Genomic DNA, 17,775 nt, shown 5'->3' with positions numbered 1-17,775 from the left:
TAGGAAAATCAAATACAGGAGGTCTTATGTATGGCAAAACAGTTGAGCGTGGATATTGAGTCATATTCAGATATAGACCTCATCAGCTGTGGTGTATATCGATATGTAGACTCACCAAACTTTGAAATTCTTTTATTTGCGTATGCCATTGATGAGGGGGAAACAAAAGTAATTGATTTGTCTAGTGGGGAGCAACTATCTACAGATGTAATGGATTTACTCCTAGATGATTCTGTAGTTAAGACCGCTTTCAATGCCAACTTTGAACGTACTTGTATCAATAAATACTTTGGATTACATTTAAAACCAGAGGTATGGTGTTGCACCGCAGTACAAGCTTCTATGTTGGCTTTGCCACTTAACCTAGAAGGTGTAGGTGAAGTGCTATCACTTGATAAGAAGAAAATGTCCGAAGGAAAAGAACTCATTAAATATTTTTGTTGCCCGTGTAAACCTACTAAAGTGAATGGTGGCAGAACACGAAACAGACCAGAAGATGCTCCTGAAAAGTGGGAGTTGTTTAAAACATATTGTATACGTGACGTAGATGTAGAAAAGCAAATTAGAAGAAAATTAGCCAAATTTCCTATCAGTGAAAATGAGCAAACGTTTTATTGCTTAGATCAGAGAATAAATGATAGGGGCATTATGGTAGATAGAAGAATGGTGGAGAATGCAATTACCTGTGACTTGATTTATAAGGATATGGCAACTAAAAGAGCCTATGAATTATCAGAATTAGATAATCCCAATAGTGTATCGCAATTAAAGGAATGGTTACTTAAGAAGGGTATAGAAGTAGATTCTCTATCCAAAGAGAATGTAAAAGAACTAGTAGATAAAACGGATGGAGATGTTTCAGAACTATTAAAATTAAGACTTTCTATGTCAAAAACTTCAGTCAAGAAGTATGAAGCTATTGATAGGGCAGTTTGCCATGGAGATAGAGTTCATGGATTATTACAATTTTATGGGGCAAATCGAACTGGGAGATGGGCAGGCAGACTGGTGCAAATCCACAACTTACCACAAAACCATATTGAAGATTTGGAACTTGCTCGTTCACTTGTAGTAGATGGCAGATATGAAGATGTAGAGTTACTTTATGAAAGTACACCAAATATTTTATCAGAATTAATAAGAACGGCTTTTATAGCAAAACCAGGTTATAGATTTATCATTAGTGATTTTTCTGCCATCGAAGCAAGGGTACTGGCATGGCTTGCAAATGAATTCTGGAGAATTGATGTGTTTAAGACACACGGTAAGATTTATGAAGCTTCGGCATCTGCTATGTTTCATGTTCCTGTTGAAGAAATAACAAAAACCTCACCACTTAGGCAAAAAGGTAAAATCTCAGAACTTGCTCTTGGATATGGTGGTGCAGTAGGAGCTTTAATTTCTATGGGTGCACTTAATATGGGGTTAGCAGAAGAGGAGTTACAACCTTTGGTTAATACATGGAGACAGGCCAATCCACATATCTCACAGTTTTGGTGGGATGTAGATGCAGCAGCTATATCAGCAGTGAAAGATAAAAGAGCAACTAGTGTTGGAAAGATTAGATTTGATTACCACAGTGGGATTTTGTTTGTAACGCTCCCATCGGGCAGAAAACTTTCTTATGTGAAACCCAAAATGGAACTAAACAAATTTGGGAGAGAAGGACTTACCTATGAAGGAATTGGTGAATCAAAGAAGTGGATGCGTCTTGAAACCTATGGACCAAAGTTAGTTGAAAATATTGTACAAGCTACTAGTAGAGATATATTGGCAGAAGCAATGCTACGCTTGGAAGAGAGAGGATTTGCTATTGTATGTCATGTACATGATGAAGTTGTACTTGAAGTTCCTATAGGTATTTCTTCAGTAGATGAAGTCAATGAAATTATGGCAATGAACCCAAGTTGGACAGAAGGTTTGCCACTAAAGGCAGCAGGCTTTGAAAGTCTATTTTATAAAAAGGATTAGGAGATAGAATGATAACAGAAGAAATGTGTAACATCTGCAGACATAGGTTCTATTGTCTGGCAGCAAATAAAAAAGACTATTGGTGTGGAAATTATCAATCCCAAGGAGGTAGGCAGAAATGAAACTGTTTGTATCAATTGGAAATTCAAGAATGGAAAAGAAGTGGAACGGGCAGGAGATGGAATTGGAAGCTTTTATTGAAAGAATCTCTCATACCCACCGAACTGCGGAGACTATAGAGCAATATAAGAAAATGCCAAAGGGAAAACAAGATGATATTAAAGATGTGGGTGGGTTTGTTCTTGGAAAGCTAAAAGGAGGCAGACGTAAGAAAGACAGTGTTATTTCAAGGTCTGCCATTACCCTTGATATGGACTATGGCACAGAAGATATTATTGATCAATTGGAACTGTTTCATGATATGAAATGTGTGCTTTATTCTACTCATAAGCATACACCAGAGAATCCAAGACTTCGCTTAATAATTTTTTTAACTCGTGAGGTTACACCGGATGAATATGGTGCAATTTCTAGAATGATTGCATCAGATATAGGTATTGAATTATTCGATGATTCTACCTATGAACCTTCAAGACTTATGTATTGGCCAAGTACATCTTCTGATGGAGAGTTCATTTACAAAGAGATTGATGGAAAATTGGTAAACCCTGATGAGGTGCTTGCTCGTTATCAGAATTGGAAAGATTTAAGTTTATGGCCAGTAAGTAAAAGGCAACATATTGTGGTGCAAAGGGATATTAAAAAGCAGGCAGATCCATTAGCAAAAGACGGAATTATAGGGGCATTTAACCGTACTTACACAATAACTCAGGCAATGGATACTTTTATATCAGATGTGTACAAGCCAAGTGCAATGATAGGACGTTACGATTATGTTCCAGCTGATTCAGCATCGGGAGTTGTGGTGTATGAAGATAAATTTGTATTTAGTCATCATGCCACAGATCCCGCTTGCAATAGGCTTATGAATGCTTTTGACGTGGTACGTATCCATAAGTTTGGACACCTTGATACAAAAGCAGATGAAGATACTGAATCTACAAAACTACCCTCATTTAAAGCTATGCAGGAGTTTGCATCTCAGAATGAAGTTGTGAAATTGACACTTGGCAAAGAAAGAGAAGAAGCTGCAAAGATGGAGTTTGAGAATGAAGAGGAGTGGAGAAGTGGTCTTGAATACAGCAGACAGGGTGTGATTGTTAATAATCTAAAAAACCTTTTACTTATTTTAAATCATGATGAAAATCTAAAATCCATTGTGTTTAATCAGTTAAGTGACGGAATGGAGATAAAAGGAGAAGTTCCATGGCAGCATCCATCAAAGTTTTGGAGGGATGCAGATGATGCACAACTTATTTCTTATGTAGATTTGACTTATGGGAACTTCTCTGCAAGAAACTATGACATTGCAGTATCCAAAGTATCAGATGATCGCTCCTATCACCCAATTAAGGAATTCTTAGCATCACTTCCAGAATGGGATAAAGTACCAAGAGTAGATACGCTTTTGATTGATTTTCTTGGTGCTACAGATAACCTATATGTTCGTGCAGTAACTAGAAAAACCTTATGTGCAGCTATAGCTAGGGTGATGAAGCCAGGATGCAAGTTTGATACGATGCTTGTTTTAAGTGGTCCACAGGGTAAAGGTAAATCCACGCTGATAGCAAAGCTTTGTGGTGAATGGTTTAATGACTCCTTGCTTCTTAGTGATACTAAGGATAAAACAGCAGCAGAGAAGCTACAAGGATTTTGGATACTTGAAATTGGAGAATTAGCGGGACTTAAGAAAACAGATATAGAAACACTTCGTGGTTTCCTCTCAAGGCAGAATGATATCTATAGAGCTGCATTTGGAAGAAGAGCTACACCCCATCCTAGGCAATGTGTGTTTATTGGAACAACCAATGCAGATACCTATCTTCGTGATATTACAGGAAATCGTAGGTTTTGGCCTGTAAAAGTACCAGGTGGTACAGGTAGAGGTTCATGGGAATTGGCGGATGAGGAAGTAGCACAAATTTGGGCAGAGACACTTTATTATTATAACGATGGAGAGCAAATCCATCTTCCAAAGGAACTGGAGGAGATGGCGGTTCATGAACAACGTGAAGCCATGGAGCAAGATGAGAGAGAGGGAACAATCAGAGATTATTTGGATATGTTACTACCAGTAAATTGGGATAGCATGAGCCTTTATGAAAGACGCAATTTTATCAATGGCTCTGAATTTGATGGAGGGAATCATGTTGGCGTGAATAAGAGAAAGAGAGTCTGCAATATGGAAATATGGTGTGAATGCTTTGGGAAGGAACGGGGTAATTTGAAACGTCAAGATGCCAATGAGATAGCTGCCATTATGAGTAATATTGAAGGGTGGAAACATCCAGAGGGTAAGATGCGTTTTTCAATTTATGGTGTAGTAAAGGGTTATGTTAGAGAAGAAAATTAGGGCAAAATTTACGGAAACCATCGGCAATAAGTTGCTTTTTATAAAGGTTGCACTTGCCGATGTGGTAGCCATAAAAGAGTGGCTAGAGCAATTAGTGTAAAATGGCTAACCGTAAGGGATGCAGGGTGGTTGGTTTCTTATGTTGCCTATACTTACTTATATTTATGAATGTATATATAATAGGGTGTTTCATACGTGTAAAGTGCATATTGCACCTATACGCGCGTAGAGAGGCTATTGGGAAACGGAGGTGAAAAGATATGGTGACAGAAAAGCAGATTGAACAGGCGGTTGTCCGTGAGGTAAAAAAAATGGGAGGTCTTGCGGTTAAGTTCGTGTCTCCTAGTTTGAATGGTGTGCCAGATAGAATTATTCTTCTGCCAAAATGTAAGATTGCATTTGCTGAGATAAAGGCTCCTGGAAAGAAGATGCGACCACTTCAACTGAAAAGAAAACAGACCTTCGAGAACTTAGGCTTTCATGTTTATTGCATAGATAACTTAGAAATGATTGGAGGGATTCTTCATGAAATACAATCCACATAATTATCAGTCCTATGCCACTGAATTTATATTAACACATCCCATCTGTGCTTTAATGCTCGATATGGGATTAGGCAAGACTGTGATTACCTTAACGGCTGTATGGCTTTTAGCACTTGATTATTTTTCTGTTGGTAAAGTGTTAGTTATTGCACCTAAACGAGTAGCAGAGGATACCTGGAGCAGAGAGTTTGAAAAATGGGAGCATTTATTTGGATTAAAGATTGCAAAGGTACTTGGTACAAAGAAACAACGAGAAGATGCACTTAGGTGTAAAGCTAATATTTATATTATTAATAGAGAGAATGTGGTGTGGCTAGTAGAAAATTATAAATGGGATTTTGATACGGTTGTTATTGATGAACTCTCTTCTTTTAAATCCAATAAAGCACAAAGATTTAAAGCATTAAAGAAAGTAAGACCTATGGTCAAAAGAATCATTGGGTTAACAGGTACTCCGGTTCCAAATGGTTTGTTGGATCTTTGGCCGCAAATGAATTTACTTGATATGGGTGAAAGGTTAGGAAAATTTATTGGTGGTTACAGAGAGCAATTTTTTCTTCCAGATAAGCGAAACCGTGATGTTATCTTTTCCTATAGGTTAAAGGCAGGAGCAGAAGAAAAAATATATGAACTGATAAGTGATATTTGTATTTCCATGAAAGCAGTTGATTACTTAGATATGCCAGAGTATTTTAGTAATCGTGTAGAGGTTATGATGGATCAAAAAGAAATGGCTTTTTATACACAACTTGAAAAAGAAATGGTAATTCAGATTGGAGAGGAAGAATTAGATGCAGTGAATGCTGCTGCACTTACAAATAAATTGTTACAGATGGCCAATGGAGCTGTATATGATGAAAACAAAAAAGTAATTCATATACACGATAGAAAACTAGAAGCACTTGAGGATTTGATTGAAGCTGCAAATGGTAAACCACTTTTAGTTGCTTATTGGTTTAAGCATGATAGGGATAGAATCCTAGAAAGATTTGATGTTAGAAATATTAATACAGCAAAGGATATAGCAGATTGGAATGAAGGGAAAATTCCTGTGGCATTAATTCATCCAGCATCAGCAGGACATGGACTTAATTTACAAGATGGTGGATCAACTATTGTATGGTTTGGACTTACTTGGTCTTTAGAACTATATCAACAGATGAATGCAAGATTGTATAGGCAAGGACAGAAAAATACGGTGGTCATTGAACATATTATTACTGTAGGAACTGTGGATGAAGATGTTATGAAGGCCTTGGAGAGAAAAAATGTTGGACAGGCAGCATTGATTGCAGCAGTTCGAGCAAGGATAGGAGGAACTTTGAATGAGAGCAGAAATGATGTTTAAAGAGTATAAAAACATGAAACGAGAACTTTCTGTTCTCGAGTTTCAGTTAAGGCAATTTGTGGGGATTGATGAAGAAGAATTAATTGAGTCCATGTGTTTCTCACATCCAGAAGGAGATGAAAGAATACAGACAAGTAGTATTTCTGATAAGACCTCTAAAATAGCTTTAAATTATAAACATATAGCAGAACGTGAGAATGAGGATTGGTATGACTTTCTTTTGAAGCGATATAAATCAATCCATGAAGAAATTACCTTTTTTGAACATAATATATTAGAACTTCAGGGCGTCTTATCGGAAGTTATGATGGATTTATTGAATGGTGAACTAACTTGGGAGACAATGATGAAAAAATATAATGTTAGCCACGCCATGATTGGAAAGTATCGTAAAGCAGCTATTAAAGAATTAAATGCAAGGTATGAACTTCGTGATAAGCAGACAGAAGCTTATATCTTAAGTTAGGAGGAGATGAGAATGTGCAAACGTGGTGATATATATTATGTGGACTTTGGAAAAAACTATAATTCTTATAAGCAGAGTGGGATTCGCCCTGCGGTAGTTGTTAGCAATAATAAGGCTAATAGAAATTCTCCTGTAGTGACAGTGATACCACTTACTGCAAGGACATGGAAGAAAAGATATCTCCCTACCCATGTTCAAATACCACCGAGAGTAATTAGTGGATTAGATAAGGCAAGTATGGCTCTAGCAGAACAGGTGGAAACATTAGATAAGAGCTTACTTCTTGAAAAGATTGGTGAAATTGTTGATGACATGGTAATGGAACAAATAACGGTGGCATTGCAGATACAAATCGGTGCTTATGCAGAGTATAATTAAGAATGGCAGTCGGAGTGAGTTCGGCTGTTTTTTTGTGGAAATAAAATTGATTATTTGTTACAATGGTTACTAAATAAACATTGTTGCACGACACAGAAATTTATATTATTATAAATTTTAAAATTATAAGGGTTGGCAATAATGAATTGTATGTGGGGATCATTAAAAGTAAGAGATATAGGCAAACTTGTACCAGGAGGTGATTTTTTGATAGTTACTTTAAATAATTTAACCACACAGAGAATAGTACCCCAAATAGAGATTAATATGTATAGAGAACAGTTGCTTAGATATATTGAAGATTACCAAGTTAATCTTAATGATAAGGCAAATGAGTTTTCAATAAATGCAAATAGAAAAGCTAAAATAGTAATCGCACATGTAAGCAACCCTGATAATTTAGAATTGAAAAAAGATTTTATAAAGATTGAACCAGAAATAGGGAAAAAAACTAGGGCTATAATTGAAGAATACATGCGTAGAATTATGTTTATGCTTGGTAATATATCAGAGTGCATTGTGATAGATAATTGCAAGAGAGATTCAAATCTGAATATAAAATGTATTAATTATGCTTGTTTTAAAAATGACATAAATGAATATTATAGTGACATCCAATACGATAGATATACGCCCTTTTCGCCATCTCATAAAAGAGTAGTCTTATATAGCGATGCAGGAATCATACACTACCAAAATAACAATTATGTTTATGAGCCTAATCATATTAATAAAGACATTATTTGGTGTGCCAAGGAATCGATGGAGGATATTTTAAAAGCGAATATTCCCTTTACAAAATATGAATTAATGGCAAAGCTTCAAGTAAAGTCATCTACAAATTATGGGAATATTGATTGGAATGAAGATAAGTATAGATTTTCCCCAATCATATATTTTGATTTGAATAGAGATATTAACTATTTGTATGAATATTTGAGAAACAAGAAATCACAATTATATGTGAGGTCAATTTTTGATTTCAATATTAAATTAATGGAAGAATGTATGTGGTATTTTAGATTACTAGCAGGACATTTTTCAGGGTTAATTGACTTGAGGAAAGAAATTAATTTGTCTACATTAGACACTATGAATAAGGGTATAGTAAAGTATATTTTTAATTCGGACATAAAGGCACTTTTGAATGAGGATAGCGTAGTAAAATCAGAAAAATTATTGCATGGACTACAAGATACCATTTTAGCTACCAATCAGGGCAATAGTATAGATATTACTTGCGTTTAGATGAAAATACCTAATTTCATGTAGTTAAATTTCTATATTATTTAGATGTCACCCCCTTTTGTTACTTGGTAGACTAAGAGTAGACTGACTTTTCATTTTCTTTGTGTTATTATTAAGATGCGAGAAGTAGAAAGAGCCAAGGCAAATTTGTCTGCGGTTCTTTTTTTATGCCTTGCCGAAGCGTATCTTTCCATCCTTTCACTACGCTTCGTACATAAGAGAGGAGGGATGGTTGATGCCGAGAAAACCCCAAAAGCCTTGTAAACATCCAGGATGTCCTAATCTTACAGAAGAGAACTATTGTGAAGAGCATGGAAAACTTTATGTTAATGAAAGAGGTAGTGCTTCAAGTAGAGGTTACGATAGTAGATGGAGAACTGCTAGAAATAGATTTTTAAAAGCTAATCCTTTGTGTGTTAGATGTAAGGAAAAAGGTAAGCTTACTAAAGCAACAGTTGTTGACCATATTAAACCACATAGAGGTGACAAGGTATTGTTTTGGGATGAGAGCAATTGGCAGCCACTTTGTAAGAGTTGTCATGATACTAAAACAATGACTGAAGATAGATATAAAGAATATAAGTTTTGAACACGGTCATTTTTGAACGGGGTAGGGGGTATCAAATCTCTATGAAGGACAAGCTGGTGACCGCCGCTCCCTCTTGCGTGAATTTTCGCAGAATTAAACAAGGGGGGTACTATAAAATCGCATAATAGAAAGTTCAAATTAAGTAGCTACAAGGGTTTGTGGTTACTTTTTTATTGCGTAAAAGTTTATTGAAAGGAGCAACTCACATGACAGCTGAAGAAAAAGAAAAAATACGGGAACTTAGATTAAAGGGAATGGGATATAAAGGGATTGCAGGACTTTTGGGATTATCCAGAGATAGTGTTAGAGGATTTTGTAAGCGAAATGGTTTAGATGGTGACTCATGTGTTGTTGCTCTTAATGTTGAAGAAAAAGTAAAGAGAAATCTACTCTGTGCTTGCTGTGAAAAACCTATTAAGCAAAAGGAACAAGGTAGAACTAGGAGATTTTGCTCAGAGGAGTGTAGGCGTAAATGGTGGCGTGAAAATCAAAGCGAAAGAAATAAAAGTGATGATGCCACTTACCAATATACATGCCCACACTGTGGTAAAGAGTTTAGTGTTTATGGTAATAAGAAACGTAAGTACTGTAGCCATAGCTGCTACATAAAAGATAGATTTTGGAGGGACGATAATGGAGTTTAAAAAATTGCAAATAGATTCACTTGTGCCTGCTGAATATAACCCAAGAAAAAAATTAAAGCCTGGTGATAGTGAGTTTGAGAAGATAAAAAACAGCATAAATGAGTTTGGATATGTGGACCCTGTTATTGTGAATAAGGATTTAACGGTAATTGGTGGGCATCAGAGAATATCAGTATTAAAGACACTTGGAGTTACTGAAATTGACTGTGTAATTGTTGATGTTGATAAAACCAAAGAAAAGGCATTAAATGTTGCACTTAATAAAATTAGCGGTGAGTGGAATAAGGAACTCTTAGCGGATCTTATTGAAGACCTTAAGTCATTAGATTATGATATTGCTTTTACAGGATTTGATCCACCAGAAATTGATGCACTGTTTAATGAACTACGCCCTAAAGGTGTGAAAGAAGATGGCTTTGATGAGCCACTTCCTGAAACACCAATTACAAAGCAAGGAGATATTTGGATCTTAGGTAGACACCGTTTAATTTGTGGTGATAGCACCAAGATTGAAACTTATGAAAAGCTTATGGAAGGCAAAAAGGCAAATTTAGTTGTAACTGACCCACCCTATAATGTTGCATATGAAGGTACTGCTGGTACAATTCAAAATGATAATATGGATGATAAAAAGTTCTATGAGTTTCTGCTTAATGCTTACAAAGGTATGTATGAAAGCCTCGCAGATGGTGGTTCAATTTATGTTTTCCATGCTGATAGAGAAACCGTTAATTTTAGAGTGGCATTTAAAGATGCAGGATTCTTTTGCCATCAAACTTGTATTTGGGTAAAGAATTCACCAGTACTAGGAAGATGTGATTATCAATATAATCATGAACCAGTACTTGTAGGTTGGAAACCTACTGCTGGACATAAATTTTATGCAGACAGAAAACAGAGAACTACTTGGAACTTTGATAGACCTACAAAATCAAAGTACCATCCAACAATGAAGCCAATAGCTTTAGTAGCTTACCCAATTACAAATTCAAGTTTAACTAATTCTATTGTTGTTGACCCATTTGGTGGTAGTGGTTCTACTCTTATTGCCTGCGAACAAACAGATAGAATTTGCTATACCATAGAGCTTGATGAAAAGTATGCTGATGTTATAGTTAAGCGGTTTATAGAGCAAGTTGATAGTGATGAAACTGTGTTTCTTTTAAGAGATGGTGAGAAAATTAAATATGCTGATATTCAAAAGGAAGGTTGTGATTAATATGACCTTCCTTGATTTTTGTGCTGGAATTGGTGGATTTAGATTGGGGTTAGAACTAGCAGGGCATAAATGTATTGGATTTTGTGAAAAAGATAAATTTGCAGTTAAATCATATAAAGCAATGTTTGATACGGAAGGAGAGTGGTATGCAAATGATGTTACAGAACTTAGAACAGAAGAAATCCCAAGAGCAGATATTTGGTGCTTCGGATTCCCTTGCCAAGACATTTCAGTGGCAGGAAAACAACGAGGACTTAGAGGAAAAAGAAGTGGAATCTATTTCAGTATTATTGACCTCATCAAAGGCAAAGCAGAAGAAGATAAACCCACATACTTACTTATTGAGAACGTTAAAAACCTGCTCTCAATTAATAATGGATTTGACTTTGCCACCGTTCTCTCTGAACTGGACCAAGCAGGGTATGACACACTCTGGCAGGTGCTTAATTCTAAAGACTTCGGAGTTCCTCAAAACCGAGAGCGTGTGTTCATTATCGCAAATCTTAGAAGCAGAGGTAGACGAGAAATATTACCTCTCAGCAGAGAAAACACAGCAGCTCTTAAGCAAATTATAGGTGGAATGCAAGGCTATAGAGTTTATGATTCTGATGGTGTTTCTGCAACTCTTGTTGGTAATGCTGGTGGAGTTGGTGCAAAAACAGGTCTTTACTTTATAGATCAATCAACTACAAAGACACAAATTACAGATACATCAAGATGTATTACATCTCGTTATACAGCAGGAGTGGTAAATAGAACTGCTATGAACAGTGGAGTTCTTGAAGCTTATCCTATTCTTACTCCAGATAGAGAAGAGAAAAGACAAAATGGAAGAAGAATGAAGAATGCTGATGAGCCTATGTTTACCTTGACTGGTCAAGACAGGCATGTAGTTGCTATTAAAAATGCGACAAAGAAAGGTTATGCAGAAGCTGATATTGGAGATGGCATATACCTAAACTTCCCTAATAGCACCACTAGAAGAGGGAGAGTTGGAAAGGGCATAGCTGGAACGCTTGATACTTCTTGTGCAGTAGGAACACTTGATAAAAATTATCGCATTCGCAGGTTAACTCCCAAAGAATGCTTTAGACTTCAGGGATTCTCAGATGAACTGTTTCAGAAAGCAAAAGCTGTGAATTCAGATGCCCAACTCTATAAGCAAGCAGGTAATGCAGTAACAGTAAATGTTGCATATGTAGTGGCTATGACACTACAAAAATAGTGATTTTATTTGATAGAATCTCGCATATATAACTGGCTATATACACCTTTCAGAGGTAATATGTACACTACCAAAAGGTAATAAACACACTTTGAAAGGGGTAGAAAACATTGAAAAACCAAACAATCGGTGTAGAAATTGAAATGACAGGAATTACTAGAGAAAAAGCTGCTGAGGTTGCTTCAAATTTTTTAGGGGGACAGATTGAAAGAACATTTGATAGCTACGATACCTACAAGGTAACAGCACCAGACAGAAGGGTTTGGAAGATAATGAGTGATGCCAGCATTAAAACAATGAAAAATGAAAAAGGTAGACTTGCTTCAGCAGACAGAAGTTACAGCGTTGAATTGGTCACACCGATTTTAAAGTATGATGAGGACATCGAAATTTTACAAGAACTTATTAGACAGCTTAGGCACGCAGGTGCAGTTAGTGAAAGTAGATTACAATGCGGTATACACATTCACATAGGTGCAAAAGAACATACACCAAACACGCTAAAGAACTTGGTTAACCTTATGGCTTCAAAGGAAGATTTAATTTACAAGAGCTTTGAGATAGACCCTGCAAGAGTAAAGTATTGCCAAAAGGTTAATGAGAATTTGATTGGAACTATAAATAAGAAAAAACCAAAAACACTAACAGACCTTGCTGATATTTGGTACAGCGAGTACGGTGTTGAAAATAGACAACGTCATTATCATACAAGCAGATATCATGGGCTTAACCTGCACAGCACTTTTACAAAAGGAACTATTGAATTTAGACTTTTCAATGGAACTTTACACGCAGGAAAAATTAGAAGCTACATAGTTTTCTGCCTAGCAGTAAGCCACCAAGCATTAAACCAAAAGAGTGCAAGTGCAAAACGAACCCACACCGATAATGAAAAATATACTTTTAGATGCTGGCTACTAAGACTTGGACTTATTGGAGATGAATTTAAAAATTGTAGACAGCACCTTATGAAAGCACTTGATGGAGATGCAGCTTGGAGAACACCAAGAGTTGCTTGAAACTAAATCTACAAAAGGGGCTACAATGCCCCTTGTAGTAAACTAAATAGGGGTAAAGAAGGAGAAATGAAAATGGCAGGAAAAACAAAACTGTATGGCGCATATGGCTCAAATATGAATTTGGAGCAAATGAGTCATAGATGTCCCAAAGCTAAGGTTGCAGGAGTTGGAATGCTTGAAGATTACAAGCTAACATTCAGAGGAAGGTATAAAGGTGTTGCAAACATTGAACCTTGCAAAGGTAGGAAAGTACCAATTGTTTTATGGGAAATAACTGAGGATTGTGAAGTAGCTCTTGATTTATATGAAGGTTATCCTAATTTATATATAAAGGAAGAAGTTGAGGTTACGGTAAAAGGTAAATCTAAAACACCTATGGTTTATATTATGGCTAGAGAATATACCAATATGGTAGCAGCTCCTACAGAATATTATTTTAACGTAATTGCTAGAGGGTATTCTGATAACGGAATTGATTTAAAACCACTGCAAATTGCATATTCAGAATGCTTATCTGAACTTAGATAGTGGAGGTAATTATGGATAAATTTTTTACACAGAAAACATGTGATAGATGTGGTGGCTCTTTAGAGAAAGGCAGAATAATGTCAATGTTTAATACCGATTGCATTTGCATGGATTGCTCTGAAAAAGAGAAAAAGGATAAGGATTATGAGAAGGCAGTTAAGGCTGATCACGAAGAAATCAAGAAAGGTAATTATAATTACAAAGGCATTAAAGGTTAAATAGAAAGTTATGTTAAGGGTCTACAAATTGTAGGCTCTTTTCTTGCGATAAATTTTAAAGATTGGGGGTGAAACCTATGGCACAAAGAGGAAGAAAGCCAAAGCCAACTGCAGTAAAGGAACTTGAGGGCAATCCTGGCAAAAGACCGCTTAATGAATTTGAACCTAAGCCTCAGAAAAAAGCACCAAAGTGTCCTAGTTGGCTTGATGCAGAAGCTAAAAAGGAATGGAGAAGGGTTGCAAAGCAACTTGAGGAACTTGGTATATTAACAGAAGTTGATATGGCAGCCTTTGCAGGATATTGTGAAGCTTATGCACGTTGGAAAGAGGCGGAAGAATTTATATCAAAGCATGGAACAATTGTAAAAACCCCAAGTGGTTATTGGCAGCAAGTGCCACAGGTGTCTATTGCTCAGACTTATCTTAAGATAATGATTAAATTCTGTGAACAGTTTGGACTTACACCTTCTTCAAGAAGTAGAATTGTTGCAGACAAAGGTTCTAATGATTATTTAGACCCTATGGAAATGATGCTAAGGGGCGAGGTGAAATAATGTATGATGAAGCAAAGGCAAAGCACGCTGTTAATTTTATCAACTGCTTAAAGCATACAAAAGGTCAGTGGAGAGGTGTTCCTTTCGATTTACTTCCTTGGCAAGACAAAATCATAAGAGATATATTTGGCAATGTAAAAGAAAATGGATACCGTCAGTATAATACTGCTTATATAGAAATTCCTAAGAAGAATGGTAAATCAGAACTTGCAGCAGCAGTAGCACTACTTATGACTTGTGGTGATAATGAATGGGGAGCTGAAGTTTATGGCTGTGCTTCAGATAGACAACAAGCGTCTATAGTATTTGATGTTGCTATCGATATGATTGATCAGTGTCCTGCATTGAAAAAAAGAATTAAACCTATAATGTCAGTAAAGAGAATTATATATAAGCCGACAAATAGCTTTTATCAGGTACTATCAGCTGAAGCTTATACAAAGCATGGACTTAATGTTCACTCGGTTGTTTTTGATGAACTTCATGCTCAACCTAATAGAGATTTATTTGACGTTATGACTAAAGGCTCTGGAGATGCAAGATTACAGCCACTATTTTTTCTTATAACTACCGCTGGTACAGATAGAAATTCTATTTGTTTTGAGCAACATCAAAAGGCACTTGATATTATTGATGGTAGAAAAATAGATCCAACCTTTTATCCAGTTATTTATGGGATAGATGATAATGATGATTGGGGATTAGAGAAGAATTGGTATAAGGCGAATCCATCTCTAGGACATACCATTGATATAGAAAAAGTTAGAAATGCTTATAATAGTGCAAGAGAAAATCCTGCTGAAGAAAATATATTTCGTCAGCTTAGATTAAATCAATGGGTAAAACAATCAACTCGTTGGATGCAGATGGATAAATGGGACGAGTGTGATTTTAATATAGATTTAGATTCATTAAGAGGCAGAGAATGTTATGGAGGACTTGACCTCTCAAGTACTACAGATATTACTGCATTTGTTTTAGTTTTTCCACCAAGAACATCAGATGAAAAATATATAGTAATTCCTTACTTTTGGATACCAGATGATAATCTAAAACTTAGAGTAAGAAGAGACCATGTACCTTATGATGTGTGGGAGAGGCAAGGTTTTATAAAAACTACAGAAGGTAATGTGGTCCACTATGGATTTATAGAAACTTTTATTGAAGAGTTAGGAACTAAATACAATATAAAAGAAATAGCTTTTGACAGGTGGGGAGCAGTTCAAATGGTACAGAACCTTGATGGTATGGGATTTACAGTAGTACCCTTTGGACAAGGATATAAAGATATGTCACCATCATCAAAAGAATTAATGAAGTTGACCCTTGAGAAGAAAATAACACATGGAGGAAATCCAGTACTTAGATGGATGATGGATAACATTTATGTTAAAACTGACCCAGCAGGAAATATTAAGCCTGATAAAGAAAAAAGTACAGAGAAAATTGACGGTGCAGTGGCTTTGATTATGGCACTAGATAGAGCAATTAGGAATCAAGGTGGAGGTGGTAGTGTTTATGATGAGAGAGGAATTCTCATAATATAGTTTTTAAACTTAATTAGTAGAAGTTTAGTATATTTATTGATATAATTGTTGTAATTAAAAGTTTTTTAAAGTAGTTTATTAACATTAATGGGTATACTGATATTAGGGGGAAACATAATTTATGGGAATAAAGGATACTAAAAAAGGAAAATTAATATATCATTTGACAAAGTTAAGTAATCTCGACTCAATTTTAGAAAATGGGTTATTACCAAGAAAAACCATTATTGAGGAGAAAATGGCTTTTGGAGATGTTGCAAATCATGAAATAATATCAAAACGTACAGAGTTAGGGTTAGATATATATACGCCTTTTCATTTTCATCCATATTCATCTTTTGATGTTGCAGTTAAAAATACATATGAAAATGAAGATTTTATTTATATTTGTATTTCAAGAAGTGATGCTGAATATAACAACTTCAAAATATTACCAAGGCATCCGCTTAATATGGAGGAATGCAAACTAATGGATTATGCAGAAGGTTTTGAAGCTATCGATTGGGATACTATGCATAGTAAAGGAAGAGATGATGATTATGCAAAAAAAGTTAAGATGGCAGAATGTTTAACAGAACTTACAGTGCCAGTAGAGTGCTTTCAATGTATTTATGTAAAAGACGATGAAACAAAAAAACTAGTTGAGAAAAAATTAAAAGATCACGGTATAACTGAAAAACCACCATATGTTGATGTTATGCCTTGGGTATAGAGGAAAGTAATAAGGATAGGGAGGTGAGAACTTGATTATATATACAACAGGTGATTTATTAAAATCACAAGCGGAAGTGTTGGTTAATACTGTTAATTGTGAAGGATATATGGGTAAGGGAATAGCTTATCAGTTTAAGTTACAGTATCCAGAAAATAATATGGATTATGTTAAAGCTTGTAAAAGTGGTAATCTCAAAGTAGGAAAGTTACACTATTTTAGAGAAAAAGGAAAGTTAATAATTAATTTTCCTACAAAAGATAAGTGGAGAGCAAATTCTAAAATGGAGTATGTTGCAGATGGATTAGATGAATTAGTTAAGTTAATTAATTTACTAAATATTAAATCTATTGCGATTCCACCATTAGGTAGTGGAAATGGTGGACTTATTTGGGGAGAAGTAAAGCAATTAATTGAGCAAAAGCTATCAGTGATATCCAAGGAGATAGAAATTTATATTTATGAACCTTCTAAAAATTATATTTCTCAACCTACGATTGAACCTAAATTAAGTACTTCAGCTTTAGTGTTAATGCAGATAAAAAATAGGTTAAATAAGTTTGACACCTTAAGATTACAAAAGACAGCATATTTTTTAAATATATTTTCAAACCAAAACTATTTTATTTTTAAAAGACATAAGTATGGTCCGTATGATAATTCTATAGCTATAATTAGTAAAAATATTAAAGAGTATCAAAAGTATCATAATGTCAAAAATACAGAAGATGCTTATAGAATTTTATATAATAAAATAGTAAGTGATAATGTAGAAACTAAATTGGCTCAATTGAATCCGTTTATAGAGAAAGCTGCAAATTATGTGAATTCTATCGAGACAAATCATGAGCTAGAATGTTTGGCAACTATAGTATTCTTAATTAGTGAACAAAAAGTATTAAGTGAAGGTGAAATCTTAAAACATTTTAAAGAATGGTCTGCAGATAAAGCTAATAGATATTCAGATAATGATATCTTAAATGGGATTTACAAGTTATATAATTCAAATATTATTGATAAAACTTTTACGGGATATATTGTTACAAGTTAGATAAAGCATCTGATCACAGGTGCTTTTTTCATACCCATTT

18 protein-coding genes are annotated in these 17,775 nt (G+C 35.2%); all 18 read left to right on the top strand.

Features of this window, described 5'->3' with window-relative positions; genetic code table 11:
- The first annotated feature begins 30 nt into the window (after window positions 1-30).
- The 18 genes from ABDZ60_RS05890 (at window position 31) to darG (ending at window position 17,735) form a co-directional block, all read left to right on the top strand.
- A complete protein-coding gene (locus ABDZ60_RS05890; RefSeq protein ID WP_343776882.1) occupies window positions 31-1,971 on the top strand; it encodes a DNA polymerase in 1,941 nt (646 codons plus the stop codon).
- Between the two features lie 118 nt (window positions 1,972-2,089).
- Window positions 2,090-4,444, top strand: a complete 2,355-nt coding sequence (locus tag ABDZ60_RS05885; protein ID WP_343776880.1) for a virulence-associated E family protein — start codon at window positions 2,090-2,092, stop codon at window positions 4,442-4,444.
- Between the two features lie 260 nt (window positions 4,445-4,704).
- Window positions 4,705-4,989 carry a VRR-NUC domain-containing protein gene (locus ABDZ60_RS05880; RefSeq protein ID WP_425544846.1) on the top strand — a complete coding sequence of 95 codons (285 nt, stop codon included), beginning with the start codon at window positions 4,705-4,707 and terminating at the stop codon, window positions 4,987-4,989.
- Entirely contained in the window at window positions 4,970-6,337 is a 1,368-nt protein-coding gene (locus tag ABDZ60_RS05875; protein ID WP_343776878.1) for an SNF2-related protein, read from the top strand. The genes ABDZ60_RS05880 and ABDZ60_RS05875 overlap by 20 nt, the downstream gene beginning before the upstream one ends.
- Entirely contained in the window at window positions 6,315-6,803 is a 489-nt protein-coding gene (locus tag ABDZ60_RS05870; RefSeq protein ID WP_343776876.1) for a hypothetical protein, read from the top strand. The genes ABDZ60_RS05875 and ABDZ60_RS05870 overlap by 23 nt, the downstream gene beginning before the upstream one ends.
- Before the next feature lie 12 nt (window positions 6,804-6,815).
- Entirely contained in the window at window positions 6,816-7,181 is a 366-nt protein-coding gene (locus ABDZ60_RS05865; protein WP_343776874.1) for a type II toxin-antitoxin system PemK/MazF family toxin, read from the top strand.
- Window positions 7,182-7,322: 141 nt separating this feature from the next.
- Window positions 7,323-8,429, top strand: a complete 1,107-nt coding sequence (locus ABDZ60_RS05860) for a hypothetical protein (protein ID WP_343776872.1) — start codon at window positions 7,323-7,325, stop codon at window positions 8,427-8,429.
- Window positions 8,430-8,664: 235 nt separating this feature from the next.
- Window positions 8,665-9,018 (top strand): HNH endonuclease, encoded by a 354-nt coding sequence (locus ABDZ60_RS05855; protein WP_343776870.1) that lies wholly within the window; start codon window positions 8,665-8,667, stop codon window positions 9,016-9,018.
- Between the two features lie 206 nt (window positions 9,019-9,224).
- Window positions 9,225-9,662 carry an RNA polymerase subunit sigma-70 gene (locus ABDZ60_RS05850; RefSeq protein ID WP_343776868.1) on the top strand — a complete coding sequence of 146 codons (438 nt, stop codon included), beginning with the start codon at window positions 9,225-9,227 and terminating at the stop codon, window positions 9,660-9,662.
- Window positions 9,652-10,881, top strand: coding sequence for a site-specific DNA-methyltransferase (locus ABDZ60_RS05845; RefSeq protein WP_343776866.1), 1,230 nt, complete (start codon window positions 9,652-9,654; stop codon window positions 10,879-10,881). Before ABDZ60_RS05850 ends, ABDZ60_RS05845 begins: the two co-directional genes overlap by 11 nt.
- Window positions 10,832-12,106 carry a DNA cytosine methyltransferase gene (locus tag ABDZ60_RS05840; RefSeq protein WP_425544845.1) on the top strand — a complete coding sequence of 425 codons (1,275 nt, stop codon included), beginning with the start codon at window positions 10,832-10,834 and terminating at the stop codon, window positions 12,104-12,106. Before ABDZ60_RS05845 ends, ABDZ60_RS05840 begins: the two co-directional genes overlap by 50 nt.
- A 110-nt stretch (window positions 12,107-12,216) precedes the next feature.
- The gene (locus ABDZ60_RS05835) at window positions 12,217-13,125 is read left to right on the top strand and encodes an amidoligase family protein (RefSeq protein WP_343776864.1); all 909 of its coding nucleotides are present in this window, start codon (window positions 12,217-12,219) and stop codon (window positions 13,123-13,125) included.
- A gap of 72 nt (window positions 13,126-13,197) precedes the next feature.
- Window positions 13,198-13,653 (top strand): gamma-glutamylcyclotransferase family protein, encoded by a 456-nt coding sequence (locus ABDZ60_RS05830; protein WP_343776862.1) that lies wholly within the window; start codon window positions 13,198-13,200, stop codon window positions 13,651-13,653.
- Between the two features lie 11 nt (window positions 13,654-13,664).
- A complete protein-coding gene (locus tag ABDZ60_RS05825) occupies window positions 13,665-13,871 on the top strand; it encodes a gamma-glutamylcyclotransferase (RefSeq protein WP_343776860.1) in 207 nt (68 codons plus the stop codon).
- Between the two features lie 77 nt (window positions 13,872-13,948).
- On the top strand, window positions 13,949-14,425 hold the full coding sequence (locus tag ABDZ60_RS05820) for a phage terminase small subunit P27 family (RefSeq protein ID WP_343776858.1): 477 nt from the start codon (window positions 13,949-13,951) through the stop codon (window positions 14,423-14,425).
- Entirely contained in the window at window positions 14,425-15,972 is a 1,548-nt protein-coding gene (locus ABDZ60_RS05815) for a terminase large subunit (protein ID WP_343776856.1), read from the top strand. The genes ABDZ60_RS05820 and ABDZ60_RS05815 overlap by 1 nt, the downstream gene beginning before the upstream one ends.
- A 121-nt stretch (window positions 15,973-16,093) precedes the next feature.
- Window positions 16,094-16,684 carry a DarT ssDNA thymidine ADP-ribosyltransferase family protein gene (locus tag ABDZ60_RS05810; RefSeq protein ID WP_343776854.1) on the top strand — a complete coding sequence of 197 codons (591 nt, stop codon included), beginning with the start codon at window positions 16,094-16,096 and terminating at the stop codon, window positions 16,682-16,684.
- A 31-nt stretch (window positions 16,685-16,715) separates the two neighbouring features.
- The gene (gene darG, locus ABDZ60_RS05805) at window positions 16,716-17,735 is read left to right on the top strand and encodes a type II toxin-antitoxin system antitoxin DNA ADP-ribosyl glycohydrolase DarG (protein ID WP_343776853.1); all 1,020 of its coding nucleotides are present in this window, start codon (window positions 16,716-16,718) and stop codon (window positions 17,733-17,735) included.
- Window positions 17,736-17,775: the final 40 nt, after the last annotated feature.

The sequence above is a fragment of the Clostridium sartagoforme genome (assembly GCF_039521405.1).
Classification (GTDB): Bacteria; Bacillota; Clostridia; order Clostridiales; family Clostridiaceae; genus Clostridium; species Clostridium sartagoforme.
The sequence above is the reverse complement of the archived record's forward strand: the minus strand, read 5'-3'. Positions and strand labels throughout refer to the sequence as shown.

What these genes read in the sequence shown, in the direction of transcription:
- ABDZ60_RS05875 (WP_343776878.1), top strand. Translation starts at nt 4,970, where the DNA reads ATGAAATACAATCCACATAATTATCAGTCCTATGCCACTGAATTTATA.
- ABDZ60_RS05815 (WP_343776856.1), top strand. Translation starts at nt 14,425, where the DNA reads ATGTATGATGAAGCAAAGGCAAAGCACGCTGTTAATTTTATCAACTGC.
- ABDZ60_RS05840 (WP_425544845.1), top strand. Translation starts at nt 10,832, where the DNA reads ATGGTGAGAAAATTAAATATGCTGATATTCAAAAGGAAGGTTGTGATT.
- ABDZ60_RS05880 (WP_425544846.1), top strand. Translation starts at nt 4,705, where the DNA reads ATGGTGACAGAAAAGCAGATTGAACAGGCGGTTGTCCGTGAGGTAAAA.
- ABDZ60_RS05830 (WP_343776862.1), top strand. Translation starts at nt 13,198, where the DNA reads ATGGCAGGAAAAACAAAACTGTATGGCGCATATGGCTCAAATATGAAT.
- ABDZ60_RS05885 (WP_343776880.1), top strand. Translation starts at nt 2,090, where the DNA reads ATGAAACTGTTTGTATCAATTGGAAATTCAAGAATGGAAAAGAAGTGG.
- ABDZ60_RS05845 (WP_343776866.1), top strand. Translation starts at nt 9,652, where the DNA reads ATGGAGTTTAAAAAATTGCAAATAGATTCACTTGTGCCTGCTGAATAT.
- ABDZ60_RS05860 (WP_343776872.1), top strand. Translation starts at nt 7,323, where the DNA reads ATGAATTGTATGTGGGGATCATTAAAAGTAAGAGATATAGGCAAACTT.
- ABDZ60_RS05870 (WP_343776876.1), top strand. Translation starts at nt 6,315, where the DNA reads ATGAGAGCAGAAATGATGTTTAAAGAGTATAAAAACATGAAACGAGAA.
- ABDZ60_RS05820 (WP_343776858.1), top strand. Translation starts at nt 13,949, where the DNA reads ATGGCACAAAGAGGAAGAAAGCCAAAGCCAACTGCAGTAAAGGAACTT.
- ABDZ60_RS05850 (WP_343776868.1), top strand. Translation starts at nt 9,225, where the DNA reads ATGACAGCTGAAGAAAAAGAAAAAATACGGGAACTTAGATTAAAGGGA.
- ABDZ60_RS05865 (WP_343776874.1), top strand. Translation starts at nt 6,816, where the DNA reads ATGTGCAAACGTGGTGATATATATTATGTGGACTTTGGAAAAAACTAT.
- ABDZ60_RS05855 (WP_343776870.1), top strand. Translation starts at nt 8,665, where the DNA reads ATGCCGAGAAAACCCCAAAAGCCTTGTAAACATCCAGGATGTCCTAAT.
- ABDZ60_RS05810 (WP_343776854.1), top strand. Translation starts at nt 16,094, where the DNA reads ATGGGAATAAAGGATACTAAAAAAGGAAAATTAATATATCATTTGACA.
- ABDZ60_RS05825 (WP_343776860.1), top strand. Translation starts at nt 13,665, where the DNA reads ATGGATAAATTTTTTACACAGAAAACATGTGATAGATGTGGTGGCTCT.
- ABDZ60_RS05890 (WP_343776882.1), top strand. Translation starts at nt 31, where the DNA reads ATGGCAAAACAGTTGAGCGTGGATATTGAGTCATATTCAGATATAGAC.